Source organism: Armatimonadota bacterium (assembly GCA_031459715.1).
Lineage (GTDB): Bacteria > Sysuimicrobiota > Sysuimicrobiia > Sysuimicrobiales > Humicultoraceae > Humicultor > Humicultor tengchongensis.
The window spans coordinates 83,471-105,531 of sequence record JAVKIA010000003.1; the positions used below are offsets into that span (position 1 = coordinate 83,471).

Consider the following 22,061-nt stretch of genomic DNA (forward strand, 5'->3'; position numbering starts at 1 on the left):
TGCAGAGAAAATCAGAATATACACTGAGGGCCAGCCGGGAACCCGAAATGGAAATCCCGGTTGAGAGATTCTGATGCGCAGGGTACGCACACCCGCTCGTCTGCTGCAGGGAGCGGTGTGGCTTTTGCCGGCCCTCCTCCTGGCCGCCGTCGGACGCCCGGTCTGGGCCCGGGAGGAGCACCTGGACATCCTCGTCGTCGGAGGCACCCCTGCCGGCATTGCCGCCGCGGTGGCGGCGGCGCGCTCCGGCCACTCCGTGGCGCTCGTGGAGGCGCGGCCGTTCCTCGGCGGCGTCCTCACTGGCGCGATGCTGAGCAGCTTCGACCTCAGCCGGGGCCCCGACGGCGGGGATTCTGTCGGCGGGATCTTCCATGAAGTCTATCGGGAACTCGGCCTGTCCTTCGACCCGCGGACGGCCCGCGTGCTCTTGCTCGAGCTCGTCCGGCGGGAGCCGGCGATCGACCTGCGCCTGGCGACCAGGGTACGCACGGTGCTCGTGGCGGAGGGCCGGGCCCGTGGGGCGGTCCTCGACGACGGGACGAAGATCCAGGCCAGGGTCCTGATCGACGCGACGGACGACGGCGACATCGCCACCGCCGCCGGCGCCCGGTACACCGTGGGCCGGGAGAGTTCGGGAGTCGACCGACTCACACAGGCGGCCACATTGATGTTCCGCCTGCGGAACGTGAGCTGGCCCGACATCGTCTCCTACCTCCGCCGCTACGAGAAACCCAGGCGGACCGGGGGAGTCTACGGCAGCCTCGCCTGGGGCTATCGCCGGATCGTCACCCAGTGGCGCTCACCCCACCCCGAGCGGATCGCGGCCTACGACCTCAACCTGAGTCGCCTCCCCGACGGGAGCGTCTGGGTCAACGCCCTGCAAATCTTCGGGCTGGACGGGACCGATCCGGCCTCCCGCCTCGATGGCTACCGCAGAGCAAAGAGGATCGTACCAGCGTTCGTGGCCTTCCTGCGCGAGCAGGCCCCCGGATTCGCCCGGGCTGCCCTGGTCGAAGTCGCCCCCGAGCTGTACATCCGGGAGACGCGACACGTCGAAGGGCTCTACACGCTCACAGCCCGCGACGTGATCCGTCAGCGTCACTTCTGGGACCGCATCGCCGCCGCGGCCTACGCCCTGGACCTGCATCCCTACCACCCAGGTTGGATCAACCCGTACCCGCCGAGGCGCTTCTACTTCACCGTGCCGCTACGGAGCCTGGTCGTGCGCGATGTCGACAACCTCTTCGTCTGCAGCCGGGCCTTCTCGGCCACGTACCAGGCGGCGGGGGCTGCGCGCGTGGTCCCGGTGACAATGGCGCTGGGGCAGGCAGCGGGTATTGCCGCCAGCGTGAGCATCGAGGCTGCCGTGTCGGCCCACGCGCTCCTGCGCCGCCATGACCTGGTAGCCCTGGTCCAGTGGCGGCTCCAGGCCTCCGGGGCGCGCATCAGCCACCCCGCCCAGGTCCCGCGCGCGCCGGTGCGGATACTCCGCCCGGGGGGACCGTGGTCCGGGCAGCACCCCTGAGCTCCCGGGACGCCCCTCAGGCCACCACGCGGGCCAGGTCCTGCGCCAGATGCGGGGCGGCGATGCAGCCCGTGTTCCAGTCATGGTGGGTTGCGAGCCCGGATGTGCTCGGCCCTGGCGCCTAATACTTTCGATCGCTCGGGAATAAGACGCCCGTCCTTAGTCCAGGCGACTTCCACGAAGAAGCCTTCCTTGCCGGAGACAAAAGGCCAGCACCGGTTGAAGACGGGCTCGGGCTCCCTGCGATCCACTCCGAAAACCCGGGCGATGTAGTGGGCGGGGTTCCACCCCTCCAAAGGATCCCACGAATGCCGTCTTGGGATACGGACTTCGGATCACGTCGCCGGCGGCAAAAATGCTGGCGTGCTTCCTGCTCCTGAACGTCGTCGGATCCACGTCGATAAAGGGAGAGTCGACGCCGGATTCCTCGAGGAAGAATGGCCCCTTTGCCGTAGGGATGACGGAAGCCAGGTCATTTCGCTGCCGTTCTCCCCTGTCCGAGAGCGGTTCCGGCCGCGGGGGTCGAATTCCATCACTTTGAAGCTCGGATTGTAGGCGATCCTCCGTTCAGTCAGCAGGTTCCTCCAGAGGTCGGCCATAGACGGCGGCTGCGGTCGATCGTTGGCATCGAGGATGACGATCTCGGCTCTGACGCCCATCTTCTTCCAGAACTCGTCAATGAGCGCGGCGACCTCATAAGGGCCAGGCGGGCACTGTAGGGAGGTGGCGGAACGTTGAGGACAAACGCTCCACCACCAAATCCTTCCACCGTGCGCTTCAACTGGATCGTCCCGGGCCACGTCCAGGCATGCTGATTCAGGCCGGAATTCTCCAGCAACCCCACGATTTCGTCTTCGGCCGGGACCATCCCCGTAGCCACCACCAGGATGTTGTAGTCCACAGATCCCATGGACGTGATCAGACGGTTCTCGGCGGGTCGGATGGCCGTCACCACAGCCCGGATGATCTTCCCGCCATCGCGCATAAGTCCGCCGAACCCGACCGTCATGTTGGCAACGTTTTCGAGCCCCACGACATGATCGACGCGCGAGGGACCAGAAACGTAGCCGGGATTCCGCTCAATGACCACGACCTCGATCTCCGGCGCCAGCTTGCGCAAGCTGCGGGCGCACACCGCCCCGCTGATACCTCCGCCCACGCAAGCAGCCCTGTCGCAAACGCCATGAGCAGCCCCACCACCTCGCTGGAATCGTAGCGGAGGTACGGCGCGGCAGGCAGCACGGGCACCTGCACTGTGACCATGAGGATGAACGCGGCCGCTGCCAGCACGCTGATGAGCACCACCATCCGGGTCTGCCGCATCGCTCGCATCTCCTTCCGATGCTTCAGGGTCCGGGACGCCTTTTCCTCTCAAGTCAATGGCCCCTGCTATAGCCGGAGGTTCCAGACCGTGTCCAGGGAGGCGCCGTTATTTCCCCAAGCCCAGAGGCCAGGGCTGGGGAAATGCCAGCAGCATCAGCGCCGCGCCCAACAACGCCAGGTTCTTGGTGAAGTTCACCATCTGGATCGCCTTCTGCATGGGATCCTGCACGGCCCAGAAGTCGTGCATCCAGAACGTGACCGGGATGAAGAAAGCAGCCAGCGCCACCACACCCACCACCGGGTAGACGCCCAGCAGGATGCTCAGCCCGCCGACCAGCAACAGGACGCCGGTCACGATCGTAAGCAGCTTCGGCGCCGGCACGCGCTTGCTGGCGGCGTAGGCGCTCAGCATCTCCAGTCGGGTGAAGTGGTTAAAGGCATTAAACAGGTAGTACACGCCGAGAATGATCCGGCCCGCCAAGAAGGCTACTTCCATGACGTAGGCCCCTCCTTTCTGCAAACCGCTTAGGTGTTTTCAGAATTTCAAAAATATGGAAATCACCCTCGCAAGAAAAGTCACCTCCCTTCCCGCGCCCAGGCCTCCATGACCCGCGCCAGGAGGGCTCGGTCCAGGCGGAAGAAGTGGTAGGCGCCCTCCTTGCGCACCTGCATCAGCCCGCACTCCTGCAGGACCCGGAAATGGTGGGACAGCGCCGGGGCGCTCAGGGGGAACAGCTTCGTCAGGTCCCGGCAGGCCACTTCGCCCCGGTTCATCAGGACGCGGACAATTTGATATCGCGTGGAATCACCCAGCGCGCGAAAAATCCGCACCATGCGACGACGCGGCAGCGCTGATATGCCCTTTAGCATTTCGAAAATCATTTAAATCCTACGCGAGCCGGCACGCCGCGTCAAGGCCACACCCCTCGGACCCCCGGGCGAGACCCCTGCCCAGCCGGGTGGCTACTAGTCTTTCCGGTCAATGCGGGTGACAGTGGCGCAGGATGTGGGGACGCTCCAGACCGTGGGCCAGCATGAGGTCCTCGTCGCCGAGGACCTGCGCCGTGGGCCCCTGGGCGACCACCCTGCCGCCGTCCAGGAGGATTACCCGCGGGCAGACCGCCACCACCAGCTCCAGGTCGTGGGTGGCGATGACCTGTGTCACCGGCAGCCCCTGCAGCAGCACCACCAGCTCGCGGCGGCCACGGGGATCGAGCCCGGCGGATGGCTCGTCCAGCGCCAGGATGCGAGCCTCACACGCCAGCAGGCCGGCCAGGCAGACGCGACGTTTCTCTCCCTGGCTGAGGTGCCAGGGATGGCGCTCCTCGAAGCCGACGAGACCCACGCGCGCCAGCGCCCGGCGCACGTCAGCTGCGAGAGCCGCCTCCGGCTTGCCCAGCTGCCGCGGGCCGAAGGCCACATCTTCCCCCACGGTGGGACAGAACAGTTGATCGTCCGGATCCTCGAACAGCAGGCCGACCTGGGCCCGGATCGCCGGCAGGTGGGGCTCGACCACCGGCACGCCGAAGATCCAGACGGCGGGCGTCTGCGGCGGGTGCTCAGGCAGCAGACCGTTGAGGTGCCACAGGAGCGTGGACTTCCCGGCCCCATTGGGGCCAACGATACCAACCCGTTCCCCCTCCGCAATGGAGAAACTCACGTCATACAGCGCCTGCGTCCCGTCGCCGTAGCGGTAGCTGAGGTGGCGCACCTCCAGGGCGTTCACGTCTTCCACCCGCGCGCACACATGGCGGCGTAGATGCGCTCCGCACGCGTCGACGTGCGCAGGAACAGGTGGCCAATCACAGTGGCGGACGACCGCCAGGTAAACCACCGGTTTGGGGAGAAGGTGCGGCTGAGCCGTGCCCGCTGCATCCGGCCCATCTCCTCCACGAGAACGAAAAGGTAGCGGTAGAGCAGTGCCAGGGCGGTCGCCAGCAGGGGCGGCACGCGGAAGCGCGAGAGCGCGCGGAGCACCCCGGAGAAAGGCGTGGTTGCCCCCAGCATAACCACGGCGCCCAGGGACAGTGTGCTCTTGGTAAGGATGGCCAGGAAGACGCGAAGGCCGTCGGGCTGCAACAGCGCCAGAAGGGCAACCCCGAGGGCGAAGGGTTCAACGGCCAGGAGGCGTCTGCCCAGACGGCTCAAAGGCACCCTGGAGACCAGGGCCGCCACCAGCAGCGCCAGGCCCGCGAAGGCGTAGGCGGGCCAGGCGGCGCGCGGCAGCGCCACCACGGTCAGGACAAACGCAACGGCAAGCACCAGCTTTACCGCGGGCGACAGCCGGTGAATGGGGCTCGAGCCAGGATGGTAGGGATCACCCAGAGCGTGGTGCACTGTCGTGCGAGCTCCCCGGAGGCCGGCCGGAGCCGGCGGTGCCCCGCGGTACCAGGACGATGGCCAGCAGGTAGGCCAGGCCAAAGGCCACCACGGTGCCGATCCCTCCGGCGATGGCCGTTGACGCGGCAGGGGAGCCAACGCCCGCGAGGGCGTAGTCGGCCAGAGGCGAAGAGGCCGCCGGAGAGGCGGCGGCCTTATGGGCAAATCCCAGCCGCCCAGCCACCGCCTCCAGCCCGTCTGGCCACTCCGAGGCCAGGGGAGCGACGAAGATGACCAGGCCGAGGGTCACCAGGAGGCCGTACCCGGCCAGAGTGCGTCCGATCCACTCACCCGGCCCCGCCCGGTCGAAAAGTAGCTCCGGGCGGGCAGTGGCGATTACGGCGACGACCAGCGTGGTGATCAGGGCCTCCCCCACACCGATCAGCATGTGGACGCCCGCCATAGCCGGGAAGGCAACCTCCCAGGCCACCGTTCCCGAAAGCGCGAGCTGCCCGGCGCAGGTGACCGCAGCAGCCACCGTGGAACACCACGCGCCAAAGGCCACGCCGGCCAGCCGGGCACGCAGACCGCCGCCCAGGAGGCGGGAGACTCCCCGGTAGAGGGCGTAGCCCAGCAGCGATGCCACTAACGCCATGTTGAAGATGTTGGCCCCCAGCGCGGTGATGCCGCCATCGGCAAAGAGGAAGGCCTGCAGGATCAGGACGGACGACATGACCAGGACGGCCGCGCTGGGGCCGAGGAGCACGGCAGCCAGCACCGCCCCGATGAGGTGCCCCGATGTACCGCCGGCGACGGGGAAGTTGAGCATCTGCGCTGCAAAGATGAAGGCCGCGGCCACGCCGACGAGCGGCACCGCGCGGTGCGGCAGGGTGCGCCGCACCGTTCGCAGGGCCAGGCCCAGGCCGGCTGCGGCCAGCACACCGCCGGCGATCGCCGTGGGGGTGTCCAGAAACCCGTCAGGAATGTGCATGCGCCGGTCTCCTCACGCCGGGAGCTCCTTCCCCGCAGTGGTCACACTGAGCCGCCCGTGCTTGACGCCCCTGGTCGCCGCCAGGCGATCGGCAACCGCCTTCACCTCGCCGGCCCGGCCGCGTACGGCCAGGACCTCCAGGCAATGCCGCCGGTCCAGGTGCACGTGCAGCGTGGAGATGATCAGGTGTGGATGGTGGTGCTGAATGTCCGTAAGCAGGGCCTGTACGCCCCGGCGGTGGTGATCGTAGATTAGGGTGATGGTGCCTACGATCGGGTGATTCCCGCGCTGCGCGCGGTGATCGACCAGCTGCGCTCGCACCATGTCGGCCACGGCTCGGGAGCGGCTTCGGTAGCCTTTCGCCCTGGCCATGGCGTCCAGTTGCGCTACCAGGGCGGGAGGCATCGAAAGGCTGAAACGTCGCAGCATAGAGGATTTGGTGCTACTTTCTTCTAAAATCGTAGCACCGCTTCCGTGCGGCGTCAACCGGTGCCCGGCGGAGTCGGATTGAGTACACTGAAGGTGCCAGGGCCGGCCTGGTCAGATGCGTGCTGCGGTGGACGACGTGCCAGAGAAGCAGGAACAAAGGGGGGCGCCACGGCCCGCCAGCACGGTGGTCGTCGTGGCGGACTCTGCGACCGATCCTCCCGACGAGCTGGTGCGCCAGCTGGGCATCCTCCTGGTTCCTATCTACATCCGCTTCGGCGAGCAGCTGTACCGGGACCGCGTGGACATCAGCGTGGCGGAAGTGGCCGCCCGCCTGGCCCGCGGCGAGCTGGCCAAGACCATCAACCCCGGGCCGGCGGACTATCTGCGGGCGTTCCGCCAGGTCCTGGAGCGGGACCCCCAGGCCAGCATCCTGTGCTTTACCATCTCTGCCCGGCTGAGCGCGTCCTATCAGTCGGCCCTGGTCGCCAGGAACCTGATCAACGCCTCCACTATCCACGTGGTGGACACCACGGCAGGGAGCCTGGCCAGCGGCTGGCTGGTCATAGAGGCGGCGCGGGCGGCCCGGCGGGGGGAGTTGCCCCAACAAATCTTGCAACGTACCGAGGCCATCGCCAGGAGCTTGCGCTTCTACGCGCTGGTGGACAACCTGCGCTATCTCTACCATGCGGGACGCATCGGGCACGCGCAGGCGGCGCTGGGGACGCTGCTGGACATCAAACCCATCCTCACCCTGCGGGAAGGGGAGGTGGTGCTCGCGGAGCGGCAGCGGGGGCAGCAGCGGGCGCTGCAGCGCCTGGTGGCCCTGGCCTGCGAGGGGATCGAAGGACAGGCGGTCAAGTGCGCGGTGTTCTACACTGGGGCGGAGGCTCCGGCACAGGCGCTGGCAGCGGAGCTAGGCCGGCGCCTGCACCTGGACGAGCTTCTGGTGGCTCACGCGGGGCCGGTCATCACCGCCAGTGTGGGCCCCGGCCTGGTTGGCTTCGCCCTCTTCACCGCGGCTCTCGAAGACCTCAGAAGGGAGGCACCGTATGGCTGACGCGTTCACCCGACTCCTCCTGGTTGTGCTGGGCTATCTCCTGGGCTCCTTTCCGGCCAACTACCTGGCCGCCAGGGTGGCGGCCGGTGTGGACCTGCGCACCGTGGCCAACGGCAACATCGGTGGCATGAACACCATGCGCAATGTGGGCTTCCTGCCCGGCCTGGTGGGCACGCTGCTGGACATGGCCAAAGGGGCACTGGCGGCGTACCTGGGTAACCGCGCCGTTCCGGGATGGGGCTGGATCTCCGGGGCCCTGGCTGTCGTGGGGCACAACTGGATGCTTCCGCTGAAGTTCGCCGGCGGCAAGGGCGTGGCCACTACCGCAGGCATGCTCCTGGCCCTCGACCCCCGGGTCATCCTCACCTGGGCGCTGGTCGCCGCCGTGGTGATCCTGGTGGTGCGTGACTCCTACGCGGGTGCGGGGACCGCCTACGCCACCCTCCCCCTGGTAGCGTGGAAGTTCGCCGGAATCCCTGAGGCCTTCTGGGGCGGGCTCCTGGTCGGCGGTGCCTGCCTGCTTAAGCTGCGTCCCGACCTGCGGGCATTTCGCTCCGGCCGGCGGGTCATCTTCTGACCGGGGATGCTGCTGACCGGGTCGACGTTTGCACGCCTGCTGGCCTCCGGGGCTCGCAGGCTGGCGGCGTACCGCGAGGAGCTCAATGCCATCAACGTCTTCCCGGCGCCTGACGGCGACACCGGGGACAATCTGGTCGCCACGGCCAGTGCCGCCAGCCACGCCCTGGAGCAGTGGCCCCAGCCCGACCTCGGCCGCGCGGCTGCGGCGGCGGCGGAGGCGGCCTTCCAGGAGGCGCGAGGGAACTCCGGCTTGATCCTTTCGCAGATCCTCAAGGGGTTTGCCCAGGCCTTCAGCGGTCTGGAGGAGGCCAACACCCAACAGGTCGCCGATGGCTTCCGTCGCGCCCGGGACGCCGCCTACGCCGCCATGGTGCGCCCCGTCGAGGGCACGATGCTCACTGTCATCCGCGAGTGTGGCGAGAGGGCCGGCCAGGCTGCGGCCAGCGATTCAACCCTGGGTGAGTTCTTCGCCGCCATGGTGCAGACGGCTCAGCAGGCCGTGGCCAGTACCCCGGACCTCCTCCCCGCGCTGCAACGTGTGGGGGTAGTGGACGCCGGGGCGCAGGGACTGGCCTGTTTCCTGGAGGGGATGTGGGAGGCGCTCGGCGACCACCCGCTCCCCCTGCGCCCTCCCGTCGCCGCTCCAAACCCTCACGCCCTTCCGCCCCTGACCGCCCGCCCCTATGACCTCGAACTCTCCCTGCGCCTGCGGGACCGTCCCGCCGCGCTGCTCGACGCGCTGGCGGCGCAGGCGGAAAGTGTGGTCCTCACCGGAAGCCCCGAGCTCACCCGGATCCACCTGCACGCGGACGACCCTACGGCGATTCTGCGCCTCTGCCTGGACTACGGGACCCTGGTGGAGGCGCGGATCCGGGATATGCGGGAGCAGCACGCCGAGCTGCTGCGCCGCTACGGCGAGGAACCGCTGCCCCTGCGCCGCGCCAAGGTCGACGCCGCTGTAGTCAGGACTCCAGTGATTGTCCTGGCCTCCGGGGAGGGTTTCGCCGTCCTCTTCCGCAGCCTGGGCGCGGCGCAGGTGATCGACGCGGCGCAGGCCAGCGCGGAACGGCTGCAGGTGGCGATCGGGGAGGCGGGGACGGAGGAGGTCATCCTGCTCCCCAACGACCCGGCGCACCTGCCTCTCTGCGCCCTGGTGCAGGAGCGGGCGACCAAGCCGGTGCGCGTTGTACCCACGCGGACGCAGCCGGAAGGCGTGGCCGCCCTGCTGGCCTGGCGACCGCACGCCGCGGGGGAGGAGAACTCTCTACGGATGGCGGAGGCGGCAGTGTCGGTGCGCACAGGGACGGTGGCTTCCTCCGAAGGGAGGTTCCGGGGATCTGCGAGCGGGGAGGAGGTAGCCAGCTCTTACTCCCTGGAGGAAGTCACGCTGGCGGTCCTGCAGAAACTCCGGAAAGGGGGAGGGGAGGTGATGACCCTCTACCCCGGGGTTGAGATGGACCAGACCGCTGCCCACCAGCTGGCCGGCCAGGTGCGCCGCCGGTTCCCGGACGCGACGGTCGAGGTTGTCCCCGGCGGCCAGCCTGAGTCTGTGCTCATCGTCTCCGTGGAGTGATCTTCCGGTCTACGTCTGCCCGGGTGCCGCGGTAGGCGCCGGGGTACTCCATCTTGAGGGACGTCACCGCTGCGGCGAAGCGGCAGGCCTCTTCCGGATCGGTCTCCAGCCTCCTGGCCACATAGGCGGCGAAGCAGGTATCACCGCGGCCGGTGCGGCCCCGGACTTGCCGCGGTGCGAATGGCGCCTCGAAGAACGTCCCCCCGGCATAGACCAGGACACCGCGGGCATGGGTGAGCACGACCTCCCGCGGACCCAGGGCGGCCAGCGCCCGCGCCGCCATCCGCAGGTCGGCGGTGCCTGTCAGCGCCTCCGCCTCGGCGTCGTCCGCCTTGAGAAAGGTGACGGAGGCCAGGTCGGCAGCCCTGGTTGGCCAGTCCCGGGTAACCAGGGTCTCCCCCTCGGGGACGCGGGCGAACCCCTGCGCATCCGGACCCACGGGTCCCTGTGCTGACAGCAGGCGCACCAGCTCACCCGGCACCTCTCCCGCCATCAGCGGGGTGATGATGGTCACGCGGCTCTCGATGGAGGGGATTTCCTCCGGGGTGAAGGGGCCGGCGAACCCCAGCAGCCGGCAGATGCGGCGGTCCATGCTCGCATCCGGGTAGATGTTCTCTATCCCCGTGGTTCGCGCGGCGGCAGAGGCATGCACGCTGATCCCCTCGGCGCGCAGCTCATCCAGGAAGACAAAGTCGTCCGGGTGCAGCTTTGTCACCACGGCCACCGCGTAACCGAGCCGCCGCAGGGCCAGCGCACCATAGTAGACGCCTCCCCCGGAGGCGGACTCGACGACGCCCGGGAACACCAGCCGGTCCCGGGCGAAGTGCCCGATCAAGACCACGTCAACGCCCACGCCGTGCCACCTCCTGGTTTCGTGCTACTCACCTTCGCCGGGCGACCCGCGAGCTCCCTGGGACAACCTCAGTGAGATCCCGCCCCGGGGGCGCGCGGTGGGACAGGCGCAGAGAACGGAAGGGCTCCACCCACTGCACTAAGGGCTATCTGCCGGGAAAGTACGGTTGCGCAAGCGAAGCCGAGGGGGTAGGATTCTGGTAGTTACCGGTCATGTCCAGAACAACCCGCACCCCACAGCGCACCTTGGATGGGCGAGCCCCGATTCCGCTGCACCGGCAGCTCCGCGACGCCCTGGTCCGGGAAATCGCCAGGGGTCGCTACCGTCCCGGCGAGCGCATCCTTTCCGAACGCGAACTCTGCCTGCGCTATGGCGTCAGCCGCACCACCGTCCGCCAGACAGTCAACGACCTGGTCCACAGCGGGCAGTTGGTCCGCGTCCCCGCCAAAGGCACGTTCGTTGCGACTCCCAAGATCGAGCAGGATCTGGCACAGGTGAGTCGGTTCTCCGAGACCGTAGCCGCGGCGGGGCGGACGCCGACGATTCGTGTTCTGACCACGTCCCGGGGCCCGGCCTCTGAATCGGCACGGCGCGGGCTGGAGCTGAGCGCGGAGGACGAGATTGTCCGCATCGACGTGCTGGGCGCTGCCGACGACGAGCCGCTGGCGCTGTACCGTGTACACCTGCCCGCCGTCTGGGGAGCTACGGCGGCGCAGGAGCTGCGCGAGGCGGAGGCGGCCGGCGGCGCACGCTTCGACATGATCCTGCAGCACCTGAAGCGCGTCTATGACCTCGCCCCAGCGTGGGCCATGCAGCGGTATGAAGCGACGACCGCCGGCACCGCTGCCGCCGCTTTGCTGGGTATCGCTCCCGGTGCAGCGGTATTCACCAGTACACGCATCATCTATACAGGGGAAGGGGTGCCTGTCGAGTACGACGAGGTCCTGTACCGGGGCGACCGGTACCGCTTCACCATCCGCCGTGCCTACACCATCTGAAGGACCCGGCCTGCGACACCGGCACCCCGACCAGACGGCCGGATGGAAGTGGTGGAAAGACCGAAGATAAATCCCTGAATCCGGAAAGGGGGGAGCACTGGTGACGCGCAAGCAGGGAGGGGGAATGCTCGCCGCAGCACTCCTGCTGGCGGCTACGGTGCTGCCGGCGGGAGCTCAGCAGACGCTGGTCTTCGTGTTGGACACGGAGGCCTTCCGCAAGGTGGAGGCGGAGGCCATCGCCCAGGACCTGCGGGCGATCGGGGTCAACGTCGAGGTTCGCGTCTGGGAACGTACTGCCCTCATCGACCGCATCCGGGCTGGTGAGCGGCAGGCCTACTTGACAGATTGGGGCAGCGCCTTCTTCGATCCCTTTGACCTGGCGGTCCCCAAGTTGAAGACAAAGGACCGGGGGAACTACTCCTTTTACTCCAACCCGGAGGTCGACCGCCTGCTGGAGGTGGGAAGCACGGGGACCGATGCCGCACGGCGGCGGGACGCCTACTTCAGGGTGCAGGAGATCCTCTTCAATGACGCCCCCTGGATCTTCGGCTACTTCCGTGAGGAGGCCCAGGCGGCGTCGGTCCTGGTGGAGAACTGGGAGCCAGCCATGGACAGCCGGATTAACCTGCACGACGTGCGCCTGACGCGGGGCAGCGTCATCGTGGTGGCCATGAACACTAACAGCATCATCACCCTCGACCCGGCCATGCACCGCGACCGGAAGACCGAGACCGTTATCCGCAACATCTTCGACGGCCTGGTCACCCGGACGACCCGCGACCGGGTGGTTCCCGAGCTTGCCACCGCCTGGACTCAGCCCAGCCCTACGGTCTACGAGTTCACCCTGCGCCCTGGACCCACATTCCACAACGGTGACCCGGTCACGGCCGACGACGTCCTCTTCACCTTCGATCGCATCCTCAGGGAGGGTGCCGTCGGCGGCCAGAGCAGCCCGCGCAAAGGCCTTCTCGGCCCCCTGCAGAAGGTGGAGAAGGTCGGCGAGGATAGAATCCGCTTCACGCTGGCTCAGCCTTTCCCTCCCTTCCTCCAGGCGCTGGTGCACTTCCAGATCGTCCCCATGAGGTACATCCGGCAGGTGGGGGACAGAGCTTTCGCGGAACGTCCCATTGGCACAGGCCCCTTCCGTTTCGTGGCCGGAGCGCTTGACTCCCAGATCGTCCTGCAGCGTTACGACCGGTACTACGGTGGCTCCTCCGCCCTGCCCCCGGTGGGGGTGGCACCAGCTGCAGGCGCGGTCTTCCGCATGATGCCCGAGCCAGCCACGCGGGTGGCCGCGCTGAAGGCAGGCGAGGTGCACATCGTAGAGGACCTGCCCATCGATCTGCTCCCGGACCTGGAGCGCGATCCAAAGGTTTACGTGAAGACCACGCAAGGGACACGTGTCTACGCCGTGGAACTCAACAACGCACGGCCACCCTTCAACAACGTCAGGGTGCGGCAGGCCATGAACTACGCGGTGAACTGGGAGGCGATCCTGAAGAATGTCTACCGTGGCTACGCCCGGCGCCTGGCCACCGTGTTCCTGCCCAGCGGGTTCGGTTACAACCCCGACCTGAAGCCCTACCCCTTCGACCAGAACAAAGCGCGGCAGCTCATCCGGGAGGCCGGGTTTACGGTGCGCTGAGCTAGGGAGGCGCGGCCGCTGAGCCCTCACGCCAGCGGCCGCGCCGATGTATCCATGCGGGGTCTGGTCATCCTCCGCCGCATCCTGGCCACGATCCCTCTAATGATGGGAGTCGCCGTCGTGGTTTTCGTGGTCATGCGCCTGATCCCCGGCGATCCTGTGGACATCATCATCGGCCAGGGCGGAGTAGCCACTCAGCAGGACCTGGACCGCCTGCGCCAGGAGTTTCACCTGGATCAGCCCCTGCTAACGCAGCTGGCGCTCTTTGTGAGGGATGTGGCGCGGGGAGATCTGGGCACGTCCTTCGTCAAACGCCGCCCGGTCACCCGTGTCCTGCTGGACGCCCTGCCCGCCACCATCGAGCTGGCGGTAGCCGCCCTCCTCCTTTCCCTCCTGGTCGCCTTGCCCATCGGCATCCTCTCGGCGACCCGCCAGTCGTCACTCCTGGACCGCTTCAGCATGGCCGGCGCCTTCCTGGGAATTTCCATGCCGGCATTCTGGCTGGGCATCATGCTCATCCTGCTGCTGGCGGTACGGCTGGACTGGCTGCCAACCTCGGGCCGGATCGGCTTCACCGCTGCTCTCCGGCCTGTGACCGGGTTCTACCTCCTGGACAGCGTGCTCACGGGGAACTGGATCGCGCTGGGGGACAGCCTCCGGCACCTGTTCCTCCCGGCGCTCACGTTGGGGTCAGGGCTGATGGCGGTTATCGCCCGGGTGACGCGCGCCAGCATGGTGGAAGTCCTCCGGGAGCAGTACATCCTCGTGGCCCGTTCCAAGGGGTTGGCGGAGCGCGCCGTCGTCCTGCGACACAGCCTTCGCAATGCGCTCATCCCCACGGTCACCGTTGTTGGCCTGCAGGCCGGTGTCTTACTGGGCGGCAACATGATTGTGGAGACCGTCTTTGGCTGGCCGGGGATGGGGCGCGTGGTGGTAGAGGCCATCTTCAGCCGTGACTACCCTTTGGTACAGGGGGCAGTAATGTTCTATACGCTCATTTTCATCGTGGCCAATCTGATGGTGGACATCCTGTACACGTATCTCAATCCGCGCATTGAGGCGTAGGTAGAAGCCATGGCCCAGGCGGCGACACTCCTGCTGGCCCCTCGCCCCCGACGCGGAGGCGTGACCGACTTCTTCCGCCGCCTGGGCAGGCATCCTACCGCCGCCGCCGGGGGCGTCATCCTATCCGTCTTCGCCGCGGTGGCCTTCCTCGCTCCGACCCTCACCCCCGCCGATCCCAATCAGGCCGCGCTGGTCCACCGCCTGGCCCCGCCGGGCTACACCACCCCCGACGGCTCACGTTTCCACCTGGGCACCGATCAGCTGGGGCGGGACATCCTCTCGCGCATCATCCTGGGCGCCCGCGTCTCGCTGCTGGTAGGCGGCCTGACCACTGCCATCTCCCTGCTCCTGGGGCTGACCCTAGGCATGGCGGCGGGGTTCTTTCGCGGGAGCTTCGACATGGTTGTGTCGCGCTTTGCCGATGTGCTCATGGCCTTCCCCTACCTCATCTTCGCCATCGGCGCCATGGCCGTCCTGGGGCCGGGTTTCTGGAACCTGATCCTGGCTCTGTCCTTCAAGGGGTGGGTGGAATTCTTCCGCCTAGTCCGCGGGGAGACTCTGGTGCAGCAGACACGGGACTACGTGGAGGCAGCACGGGCTCTGGGAGCGCCCTCTGCCCGTATCATCCGTCGGCACATCGCCCCAAACATCATCCACACCAGCCTCGTCCTGGCTACGTTGCGGCTGGGATCCTTCATCGTCCTGGAGGCTTCCCTCTCCTTTCTCGGTCTGGGGATCCCTCCGCGCATTCCCGCCTGGGGCTCAATGGTCGCCGATGGCCGAGAGGTCCTGCTCACCGCCTGGTGGGTCTCCACCTTTCCGGGCCTCGCCATTGTCCTGCTCGTGCTTGCCGTCAACCTATTCGGTGAAGGGACGCGGGACATCCTCGACCCGCGCCTGCGGGTGGACTGATGTGGCTCGGCCGGTCATTGGCATCACGGTGCACACGCGGACGCAGCCGGGGCAGCCCCCGGCCGTCGACGTGAGCGCTGCGGCGGCGCAGGCGATCCAGGCGATCCTCGACGCCGGCGGCCTGCCAATCGTCCTCCCGCCGTTGGAAGAGGCCATCCCGGAACTGATGGAACGCCTTGGAGGCATCCTGCTGACCGGTGGTGGACGCCTCCCCCCCGGGACCTTCATGACGGGCCGGCCCGCTCCCACACTGGAAGCCATCAATCCCGGACGGTACGCTTTCGAGCGGCAGCTCATCCGCGCGGCCATCGCGCGGGGGATTCCGCTCCTGGGTATCTGCCGGGGGATGCAGATGATCAACGAGACGCTGGGCGGACGCCTGATCCACAACATCGTCGCCGCCCTCCCTCATGCTCTGCAGCACTACCAACGGGCCCCTGGGTGGCGTCCCTCACACACCATCAGCATCGCGCCGGATTCGCGGTTGGCGGAGATCGTGGGGGGGATGCAGGCCGAGGTCAATTCATTTCACCGCCAGGCTGTAGCCAACCCGGGCAGCGGACTGCGCGTAACCGCTCTCGCTCCCGACGGCGTGGTGGAAGCAGTCGAGAGCGGGTCCGGGTTTGTTCTTGGTGTGCAGTTCCACCCAGAGAAGATGGTCAACCGACAGGCGCGCTGGCGACGGATCTTTCGGGCGCTGGTCGCAGCCGCACTGGTCGAAGGAGGATCCTGATGGAAAGTATGACCCTGCTGTCGCCTACCGGTCACCTGGGGTTCACCCCCATCGAGGAGGCCAGCTTCTACACTGGCGTGGCTCGTCGGCCGGACGCCTTGATTGCCGACTCCGGGAGCTGCGACATCGGCCCATTCCCCCTGGGCGCGGACAGCCAGCACAGCCCCCTGGAGTGGCAGCGGCATGATCTGGAGATCATGCTCGTGGAGGCTCGCCGCCTGGGTGTGCCCATGATCATCGGATCGGCGGCGGACACCGGCACCAACCGTGGCGTCGATCTGTTCGTCCACCTCATCCAGGAGATCGCCGACCGCCACGGCCTTCCCCCCTTCCGCCTGGCGGCGATCTACGCCGAGATCTCGCGCGACGAGCTGCTGGCGCGGCTGAGGCGAACCCGGGTGACAGGGTTGGGGGGTCGCGCCGACCTGACGCCTCAGGACGTGGAACGGACCGATCGCATCGTGGCCATGATGGGCGTGGAGCCCGTAATGCGGGCGCTGGATGAAGGAGCGGAGGTTGTCATCTGCGGCCGCTCCTGCGATGACGCCATCTACGCGGCTCTCCCCCTACGTGCCGGCTTCCCCAGAGCCCTGGCCTTCTACCTGGGAAAGGTGCTGGAGTGCGCGTCGCTGTGTGCCGAGCCCTTCATGGCCAAGGAGACCGTAGTCGGTACCATCACGGCGGAGGCCGTGGAATTTGAGCCGATGCACCCGCAGCAACGCTGCACGCCGGCATCTGTCGCCAGCCACAGCCTCTACGAACGCGTGGATGCATTCTTCCACGCCATCCCCGGTGGGACACTCGACCTGCGGGGATGCATCTACGAAGCCGTGGACGACCGCCGCACACGCGTCCGCGGAGCCCGCTGGATTCCCGAGCCAATCTACGCCGTGAAGCTGGAAGGGGCGGGCAAAGTGGGCGAGCGGGCCATCGGGGTCGCCGCCATCCGCGACCCCATGGCTATCGAGTGCCTAGAGACCGTCCTGACCTGGGCGCGGCAGAAAGTCGCCGAGCGTCATGGACCTCCCTCGGAGCAGACGTACCAGGTGTTCTTCCACGTTTACGGCAGAGACGGAGTCATGGGGGACTGGGAACCCCGGCGCGACGCCATCCCGCACGAGGTCGGTATAGTCATCGAAGCGCTGGCCCCAACCCTCGATCAGGCTGTGGAGGTCGCTACCTTGGCGCAGCGCAACATCTTCTTCGCCCGCTTCCCCGGCGCGCGGGGTACGGGAGGGGTGGCCGCGCTCCCGTTTGATGAGATCCTTCCCGCCCGTCCGGGTTACAGGTGGACGATTAACCACCTCCTTCCCCTGGATGACCCCCTGGAGCTGTTTCCCATTCGCCATGTGCAGGTGGGCGGTGCCGCCCCTGTGGGGAGCGGACGATGACCAGACTAGTGGATCTGGCCACAACAATACGCAGCAAGAACGCCGGGGTGGACAACGTGACCTTCGACATCATCTTCGCGGATGAGCGGGCATACCGCCGGGCCGTCGCCAGCGGGGTCCTCACCCGGGAGAGCGTGGCCCGCCTGTACGGCGTGCCCGTCGAGGACGTCACCCACTTTCACTACGTGGACGCCGCGCGGGCGATCAAGTTCACCCTGCGCCGGCGGAGTGCCAGTGGCTCCCCGGGAGAAAGCGATGTCTTCGGTTCGCAGCAGTACCCTCCGCTGTTCGACGTCGAAATCCCGGACGATACGGCCCTGCAGCCGGCGGATGCCCTGGGCGCAGAACTCCGCCAGCGCCTGGTGACGGCGCTAGGCGATCCCAAGCGCCATCAGCTGGCCCACATCGCTGTGCTGGATGTGGCCATGGCCGTGCGTGAGGCGCTGGAGCGGCGGGGCGCCCCCGAAGCGGAGATCGCCCGGGTGACCGAGGAGATCTCTGCCTTCCTGACCGGAGAGGCCGAGCGCCTGACGGCGGATGCGCCCCTCTCCGGTGAGGTGGTTCCTCTCCTGTGGGACATTCTGGCGTCGAAAAGCCGAGAGCCGGCGTTCTCCCGCATCTTCGGACCGCCCCCGGAGCAGCCAGGCGCAGGTACGGAGCGGGAGGGGTGAGGTAGGGGGGCAGGGCCTGCCGGGACTGTGCGCGAACGCTCTCCCATCCTACGCTTCAGCCAGGGAGGGAGCCTTATGCCGGTATACGTGCAGTTCGTCACCTGGACGGAGAAAGGCGCGGTCGCGGCCAGGGACACCGTGGCGCGCACCCAGCAGGCCCGAGAGGCGGCGGAGCGGTTCGGCGCACGCCTGCGCGAGGTCATCTGGACCATGGGGCGCTTCGATGTGGTGGCCATCATTGAGGCGCCTAACGACGAGACGGCCAGCCGCTTCGCCCTGTGGGTGGGGACGCAGGGCGCGGCCCGCACGGAGACCGTGCGTGGCTACACGGAAGAGGAGATCCGCAGGATCGTCGAGGGACTCTAGCCCACATTGCCCGTGTCGGTACGGGGTCCACCAGCGCCCGCAGGACAACCGCCTCAGCGGCCTTTGCGCCCCCTGGCCGGCGCGGTAGAATGAGGGCGCTCCGCGGAGGGGTGTCCGGAACCCGGAAACGGAGCGGTCTCGAAAACCGCCGGGCCCTGCGGCCCTTGTGGGTTCAAATCCCACCCCCTCCGCCAGGAAGGCCTGCCCCTCCTCGCCGGTCTCCCGCCGGGTACGGCCCGGATCCCGCGCATGACCTCCGGAAGTCGGCGGGTCGCCAGATCAGGCACCCGCCTCCCGGTCCACGAACGCCAGGACCTCGGCCAGCGCCGTGATCTCCACTCCCGGCTGCAGGGTGTGGATCTCCGGCAGCGCCGCGCGGACACGGCGCAGGTGCAGCGCGCGGTCGTCGACATAGAGGACCTCCCGGGGGTGCAGCGCCAGGCCGCGGGCCGACAGGTCGGACAGCAGCTCCGGGATGGTCCGTTCCTTGTAGGGGTGCGGCTCCACCCGGGGCAGGAGGAAGTACTCCCGCAGTCCCAGCGCCTCCAGCACCGCGAAGACCGGCTCGGGCTGGTTCCAGGAGGCGATGGAGAGGACGACTCCCCGGCGGTGCAGCTCCTCCAGCACCTGACGGGCTCCGGGGTGCAGGCGCACCCGGGTCCCTGCGGCATCCTCCACGGTCTCCTCGTCCACGCGGTGCACCGGCAGGACCAGCGCCGAAACGTTGGCGTGATCCCAGAGGGTACGGTCCAGATCGAATATGACCAGCTTAACGGCCACGGCGCCGCGCCAGCTCCCGGCGGACGTCGTCCAGGCTGAGACCTCGCTCCACCAGGAGGACGAGGGTATGGTAGAGCAGGTCGGCGGCCTCCTCCAGAACGCGGCGCTCGCCCTCATCGCGCGCCGCCCGGTCCAGCTCCTCCGCTTCCTCCCTGACCTTGGCACCGATGGCCGCGCGGCCTGCAGCGAAGAGCGCGGCGGTGTACGACCCTGCGGGCGCGCTGAGGCGGCGCGAGCGCACAACTTCTACCAGCTCGTCGAGGACGTCGCGGGCAAAGGCGGGGGCCGGCAGCTCCCTCCCTGCCGCATCCCGGAAGAAGCAGCTCCCTCGCCCCGTGTGGCAGGCGGGGCCTTCCTGGTCAACCAGAAGTAGCAGGGCGTCCCCGTCGCAGTCCAGGCGCACCTCACGCACCGTCTGGGTGTGCCCGGACTGCTCCCCTTTGCGCCACAGCGTCTGCCGCGAGCGGCTCCAGTACCAGGCCTGCCCCTCGGCCAGGGTGCGCCGTAGAGCCTCAGGGGTCATGTGGGCGACCATGAGCACCTGCCCGCTGCGGCGATCCTGCGCCACTACAGGGACCAGCCCGTCGGGCCCGTATACCACCTGCGCCATCCCTTCCTCCTTCACAGGCGCACTGGCACCCCCCACGCAGCCAGGGCGCGCTTCACCTGGCCGATGCGCAGGTCGCCGTCGTGGAATATAGACGCGGCCAGGGCCGCATCGGCCCCTCCGGCGGTGAGCACCTGGTAGAGGTGCGCGACCGACCCCGCACCTCCCGAGGCGATCACCGGCACGGTGACGGCCTCGACCACCGCGCGCGTCAACGCCACGTCGAAGCCGTCGCGGGTGCCGTCGCGGTCGATGCTGGTCAGCAGGATCTCGCCGGCACCCAGCGCCGCGGCGCGGTGCGCCCACTCCACGGCGTCTGTCCCGCTGGGACGCCGTCCCCCGTGCGTGTAGACCTCCCAGCGCCCCTCGGCGACCTGTTTGGCGTCGATGGCCACCACGACGCACTGGCTGCCGAACCGCTCCGCGGCGGCGCTGACCAGCTCCGGCTGGCGCACGGCCGCGGTGTTTACCGCCACCTTGTCAGCTCCCGCCAGCAGCAGCCGGCGCACGTCCTCCACGGCGCGCACGCCGCCGCCCACAGTGAGAGGGATGTTCACCTGCTCGGCGGTGGCGCGGACGGCTGCCTCCAGCGTCCCCCGCTCCTCCACCGACGCTGCAATGTCCAGGAAGACGATCTCGTCGGCGCCCTCCGCGCTGTAGAACGCCGCCAGGGCCGCGGGGTCCCCGGCGTCCCGCAGGTTGGCGAAGCGAACCCCTTTGACCACGCGGCCGCCCTGCATGTCCAGGCAGGGGATGATACGCCGGGTCAGCATGTGCCCGCAGCTCCCCGGTCGGGCGGGGAGGTGGCCGCAGGCGTGGGAGGCGCTCCGGCCGCGGTGGTCCCGACCGCCGACATCCCGGCCGCCAGCAGACCGGGATCGAGCCTTCCCTCGTACAGCGCCCGGCCGACGATCACCCCTTCCACCCCCAGCGCCCGCAGCGCGTCCAGATCTTCCACCCGCGCCACACCTCCGGCGGCGATCACCGGTAGCGGGGAAACCGCAGCCAGGAAGCGGCGCAGCCCGGCCAGGTCCGGCCCGGCCAGCGTGCCGTCGCGCGCGGTGGCCGTGTAAACAAATCGCCGCACCCCCCGCGCGGCCAGGCGTCGGGCGACGGTCAGGGGATCGGTCCGGCGCACCCTCCGCCAGCCCCGCACCGCGAGGCCCCCGGCACGGGCGTCTACCGCCACCGCCAGCCGCTCCCCGTAGCGGCGCAGCACCTGGTCGGGAAGGGCCTCAGCGGCGGTTCCGATGACCACGCGGCTTGCGCCCGCATCCAGCGCCGCATCGATGTCATCCTCGGTACGCAACCCTCCCCCGGCCTGCACCTGCACACCTGCCCCGGCGGCGAGGCGGGCGATGGCGGCGACGAGCTGGAGCTGCACCGGGCGCCCGGCGAAGGCCCCGTCCAGGTCGACCACATGCAGCCAGCGCGCGCCCGCACGGATCCAGCGCAACGCCGCCTCCGCGGGGTCCTGGTCGTAGCGGCGTTCCCGCCGGGGGTCCCCCCGGATCAGCCGGACGCAGCGCCCGCCTCGCAGGTCGATGGCCGGAATGACCGTCACCAGGGGAGACCTCCGCGGACTCCAGGTGCGCCTCGTGCGGCTATCCAGCGCACCAGGTTGTTCAGGATGACCGCGCCGGCCTCTGCGCTCTTCTCCGGGTGGAACTGCAGGCCGATCAGGTTGTCCTGCTCGACTACCGCGGGGAACTCTACCCCGCAGATGGTTGAGGCGGTGACCAGAGCGGGGTCGGCCGGCTCGACTACAAAGCTGTGGACGAAGTAGGCGTACACTCCGTCCGCCAGGCCGGTCAGGGCCGCGCCGGGCCGGTGGATGCGCAGCTGGTTCCAGCCCATGTGCGGGACCTTAACTCGGGGAGGCAGCCGGCGCACCTCGCCCGGGAGCACCCCCAGCCCGGCGGCGCCTCCGCCTTCCTCACCGCGCTGGAAGAGCAGGTGCATCCCCAGACAGATCCCAACAAGTGGAGTGCCCCGCTGGACCTGGTCACGGACCCACGCCGCAAGCCCCTTAGCCTCCAGCCGCGCCATGGCGGCGCCAAAGTGCCCGACGCCGGGCAGGACGATCCCCTCCCAGGGCCGAGGATCGGGCGCGCGCACGACCACGGGCTCGGCGCCGGCGCGCTGCAGGGCCCTGGTCAGGCTCAGCAGGTTGCCTGCGTCGTAGTCTACCACCGCCAGGCGGGGTGGCCCGCCCGGGCCGGCAGGCACGCTAGCGCGGGGTGA

Annotated in this window: 25 protein-coding genes and 1 tRNA gene; 13 read left to right on the top strand and 13 right to left on the bottom strand. The window is 68.5% G+C overall.

Translation table 11 applies throughout. From position 1 onward, the window contains the following. Positions 1-73: 73 nt before the first annotated feature. Positions 74-1,525, top strand: coding sequence for an FAD-dependent oxidoreductase (locus QN152_02240; GenBank protein ID MDR7538338.1), 1,452 nt, complete (start codon positions 74-76; stop codon positions 1,523-1,525). 571 nt (positions 1,526-2,096) lie between these two features. Here the strand turns inward: QN152_02240 and QN152_02245 are convergent. From QN152_02245 to nikR, 7 genes are all read right to left on the bottom strand, one after another. Next, positions 2,097-2,684 (bottom strand): FAD/NAD(P)-binding oxidoreductase, encoded by a 588-nt coding sequence (locus QN152_02245; GenBank protein MDR7538339.1) that lies wholly within the window; start codon positions 2,682-2,684, stop codon positions 2,097-2,099. A gap of 270 nt (positions 2,685-2,954) precedes the next feature. After that, positions 2,955-3,344: a DoxX family protein gene (locus QN152_02250; GenBank protein ID MDR7538340.1), complete on the bottom strand. Its 390-nt coding sequence runs from the start codon at positions 3,342-3,344 to the stop codon at positions 2,955-2,957. 80 nt (positions 3,345-3,424) lie between these two features. Then, positions 3,425-3,682, bottom strand: coding sequence for a metalloregulator ArsR/SmtB family transcription factor (locus QN152_02255; protein ID MDR7538341.1), 258 nt, complete (start codon positions 3,680-3,682; stop codon positions 3,425-3,427). 145 nt (positions 3,683-3,827) lie between these two features. Continuing rightward, positions 3,828-4,574, bottom strand: a complete 747-nt coding sequence (locus QN152_02260) for an energy-coupling factor ABC transporter ATP-binding protein (GenBank protein ID MDR7538342.1) — start codon at positions 4,572-4,574, stop codon at positions 3,828-3,830. After that, positions 4,571-5,185: a cobalt ECF transporter T component CbiQ gene (gene cbiQ / locus QN152_02265; GenBank protein MDR7538343.1), complete on the bottom strand. Its 615-nt coding sequence runs from the start codon at positions 5,183-5,185 to the stop codon at positions 4,571-4,573. Before cbiQ ends, QN152_02260 begins: the two co-directional genes overlap by 4 nt. After that, positions 5,166-6,158, bottom strand: coding sequence for an energy-coupling factor ABC transporter permease (locus QN152_02270; GenBank protein MDR7538344.1), 993 nt, complete (start codon positions 6,156-6,158; stop codon positions 5,166-5,168). Before QN152_02270 ends, cbiQ begins: the two co-directional genes overlap by 20 nt. A gap of 12 nt (positions 6,159-6,170) precedes the next feature. After that, the gene (gene nikR / locus QN152_02275) at positions 6,171-6,587 is read right to left on the bottom strand and encodes a nickel-responsive transcriptional regulator NikR (protein ID MDR7538345.1); all 417 of its coding nucleotides are present in this window, start codon (positions 6,585-6,587) and stop codon (positions 6,171-6,173) included. Between the two features lie 193 nt (positions 6,588-6,780). Here nikR and QN152_02280 point away from each other — a divergent pair, with 193 nt between their 5' ends. Genes QN152_02280 through QN152_02290 form a run of 3 tightly spaced genes read left to right on the top strand, consistent with a single transcriptional unit; the run spans position 6,781 to position 9,796 of the window. Beyond that, a complete protein-coding gene (locus tag QN152_02280; protein ID MDR7538346.1) occupies positions 6,781-7,644 on the top strand; it encodes a DegV family protein in 864 nt (287 codons plus the stop codon). Then, positions 7,637-8,221: a glycerol-3-phosphate acyltransferase gene (locus QN152_02285; GenBank protein MDR7538347.1), complete on the top strand. Its 585-nt coding sequence runs from the start codon at positions 7,637-7,639 to the stop codon at positions 8,219-8,221. The genes QN152_02280 and QN152_02285 overlap by 8 nt, the downstream gene beginning before the upstream one ends. A 6-nt stretch (positions 8,222-8,227) precedes the next feature. Then, positions 8,228-9,796, top strand: a complete 1,569-nt coding sequence (locus tag QN152_02290; GenBank protein ID MDR7538348.1) for a DAK2 domain-containing protein — start codon at positions 8,228-8,230, stop codon at positions 9,794-9,796. Here the strand turns inward: QN152_02290 and QN152_02295 are convergent. Next, positions 9,777-10,649, bottom strand: coding sequence for a PfkB family carbohydrate kinase (locus tag QN152_02295; GenBank protein ID MDR7538349.1), 873 nt, complete (start codon positions 10,647-10,649; stop codon positions 9,777-9,779). The two genes, QN152_02290 and QN152_02295, sit on opposite strands and share 20 nt — an antisense overlap. 212 nt (positions 10,650-10,861) lie before the next feature. Between QN152_02295 and QN152_02300 the strand changes: the two genes are divergently transcribed. From QN152_02300 to QN152_02340, 9 genes are all read left to right on the top strand, one after another. After that, complete coding sequence (locus QN152_02300; protein MDR7538350.1) at positions 10,862-11,647, top strand: GntR family transcriptional regulator; 786 nt, start codon at positions 10,862-10,864, stop codon at positions 11,645-11,647. 100 nt (positions 11,648-11,747) lie between these two features. Beyond that, positions 11,748-13,292, top strand: a complete 1,545-nt coding sequence (locus tag QN152_02305; GenBank protein MDR7538351.1) for an ABC transporter substrate-binding protein — start codon at positions 11,748-11,750, stop codon at positions 13,290-13,292. Between the two features lie 54 nt (positions 13,293-13,346). Further along, on the top strand, positions 13,347-14,357 hold the full coding sequence (locus tag QN152_02310) for an ABC transporter permease (GenBank protein MDR7538352.1): 1,011 nt from the start codon (positions 13,347-13,349) through the stop codon (positions 14,355-14,357). Positions 14,358-14,366: 9 nt separating this feature from the next. Then, complete coding sequence (locus QN152_02315; GenBank protein MDR7538353.1) at positions 14,367-15,269, top strand: ABC transporter permease; 903 nt, start codon at positions 14,367-14,369, stop codon at positions 15,267-15,269. 1 nt (position 15,270) lies between these two features. Continuing rightward, positions 15,271-16,002, top strand: coding sequence for a gamma-glutamyl-gamma-aminobutyrate hydrolase family protein (locus QN152_02320; GenBank protein ID MDR7538354.1), 732 nt, complete (start codon positions 15,271-15,273; stop codon positions 16,000-16,002). Continuing rightward, the gene (locus QN152_02325; GenBank protein MDR7538355.1) at positions 16,002-17,393 is read left to right on the top strand and encodes an acyclic terpene utilization AtuA family protein; all 1,392 of its coding nucleotides are present in this window, start codon (positions 16,002-16,004) and stop codon (positions 17,391-17,393) included. The genes QN152_02320 and QN152_02325 overlap by 1 nt, the downstream gene beginning before the upstream one ends. Beyond that, entirely contained in the window at positions 17,390-18,064 is a 675-nt protein-coding gene (locus QN152_02330) for a DUF4387 domain-containing protein (GenBank protein MDR7538356.1), read from the top strand. Before QN152_02325 ends, QN152_02330 begins: the two co-directional genes overlap by 4 nt. A gap of 75 nt (positions 18,065-18,139) precedes the next feature. Then, complete coding sequence (locus QN152_02335; protein MDR7538357.1) at positions 18,140-18,430, top strand: GYD domain-containing protein; 291 nt, start codon at positions 18,140-18,142, stop codon at positions 18,428-18,430. A 104-nt stretch (positions 18,431-18,534) separates the two neighbouring features. Then, positions 18,535-18,624, top strand: a tRNA-Ser gene (locus tag QN152_02340). An 85-nt stretch (positions 18,625-18,709) separates the two neighbouring features. Here QN152_02340 and QN152_02345 read toward each other — a convergent pair. The 5 genes from QN152_02345 to hisH are packed head-to-tail and all read right to left on the bottom strand — an operon-like array spanning position 18,710 to position 22,046. Next, positions 18,710-19,210, bottom strand: coding sequence for a magnesium-dependent phosphatase-1 (locus tag QN152_02345; protein MDR7538358.1), 501 nt, complete (start codon positions 19,208-19,210; stop codon positions 18,710-18,712). Then, positions 19,200-19,820 (bottom strand): bifunctional phosphoribosyl-AMP cyclohydrolase/phosphoribosyl-ATP diphosphatase HisIE, encoded by a 621-nt coding sequence (hisIE, locus tag QN152_02350; protein ID MDR7538359.1) that lies wholly within the window; start codon positions 19,818-19,820, stop codon positions 19,200-19,202. Before hisIE ends, QN152_02345 begins: the two co-directional genes overlap by 11 nt. Before the next feature lie 11 nt (positions 19,821-19,831). Continuing rightward, positions 19,832-20,590, bottom strand: a complete 759-nt coding sequence (gene hisF, locus QN152_02355; GenBank protein ID MDR7538360.1) for an imidazole glycerol phosphate synthase subunit HisF — start codon at positions 20,588-20,590, stop codon at positions 19,832-19,834. Then, positions 20,584-21,381, bottom strand: coding sequence for a 1-(5-phosphoribosyl)-5-[(5-phosphoribosylamino)methylideneamino] imidazole-4-carboxamide isomerase (locus QN152_02360; protein MDR7538361.1), 798 nt, complete (start codon positions 21,379-21,381; stop codon positions 20,584-20,586). Before QN152_02360 ends, hisF begins: the two co-directional genes overlap by 7 nt. After that, positions 21,378-22,046: an imidazole glycerol phosphate synthase subunit HisH gene (hisH, locus tag QN152_02365; GenBank protein ID MDR7538362.1), complete on the bottom strand. Its 669-nt coding sequence runs from the start codon at positions 22,044-22,046 to the stop codon at positions 21,378-21,380. Before hisH ends, QN152_02360 begins: the two co-directional genes overlap by 4 nt. Positions 22,047-22,061: the final 15 nt, after the last annotated feature.

Coding starts and splice junctions, on each gene's coding strand:
- QN152_02315 (MDR7538353.1), top strand. CDS start 14,367: ATGGCCCAGGCGGCGACACTCCTGCTGGCCCCTCGCCCCCGACGCGGA.
- QN152_02290 (MDR7538348.1), top strand. CDS start 8,228: ATGCTGCTGACCGGGTCGACGTTTGCACGCCTGCTGGCCTCCGGGGCT.
- nikR (MDR7538345.1), bottom strand. CDS start 6,587: ATGCTGCGACGTTTCAGCCTTTCGATGCCTCCCGCCCTGGTAGCGCAA.
- QN152_02325 (MDR7538355.1), top strand. CDS start 16,002: ATGGAAAGTATGACCCTGCTGTCGCCTACCGGTCACCTGGGGTTCACC.
- QN152_02255 (MDR7538341.1), bottom strand. CDS start 3,682: ATGGTGCGGATTTTTCGCGCGCTGGGTGATTCCACGCGATATCAAATT.
- QN152_02335 (MDR7538357.1), top strand. CDS start 18,140: ATGCCGGTATACGTGCAGTTCGTCACCTGGACGGAGAAAGGCGCGGTC.
- QN152_02240 (MDR7538338.1), top strand. CDS start 74: ATGCGCAGGGTACGCACACCCGCTCGTCTGCTGCAGGGAGCGGTGTGG.
- QN152_02300 (MDR7538350.1), top strand. CDS start 10,862: ATGTCCAGAACAACCCGCACCCCACAGCGCACCTTGGATGGGCGAGCC.
- QN152_02330 (MDR7538356.1), top strand. CDS start 17,390: ATGACCAGACTAGTGGATCTGGCCACAACAATACGCAGCAAGAACGCC.
- hisF (MDR7538360.1), bottom strand. CDS start 20,590: ATGCTGACCCGGCGTATCATCCCCTGCCTGGACATGCAGGGCGGCCGC.
- hisIE (MDR7538359.1), bottom strand. CDS start 19,820: ATGGCGCAGGTGGTATACGGGCCCGACGGGCTGGTCCCTGTAGTGGCG.
- QN152_02270 (MDR7538344.1), bottom strand. CDS start 6,158: ATGCACATTCCTGACGGGTTTCTGGACACCCCCACGGCGATCGCCGGC.
- QN152_02285 (MDR7538347.1), top strand. CDS start 7,637: ATGGCTGACGCGTTCACCCGACTCCTCCTGGTTGTGCTGGGCTATCTC.
- QN152_02250 (MDR7538340.1), bottom strand. CDS start 3,344: ATGGAAGTAGCCTTCTTGGCGGGCCGGATCATTCTCGGCGTGTACTAC.
- QN152_02310 (MDR7538352.1), top strand. CDS start 13,347: ATGCGGGGTCTGGTCATCCTCCGCCGCATCCTGGCCACGATCCCTCTA.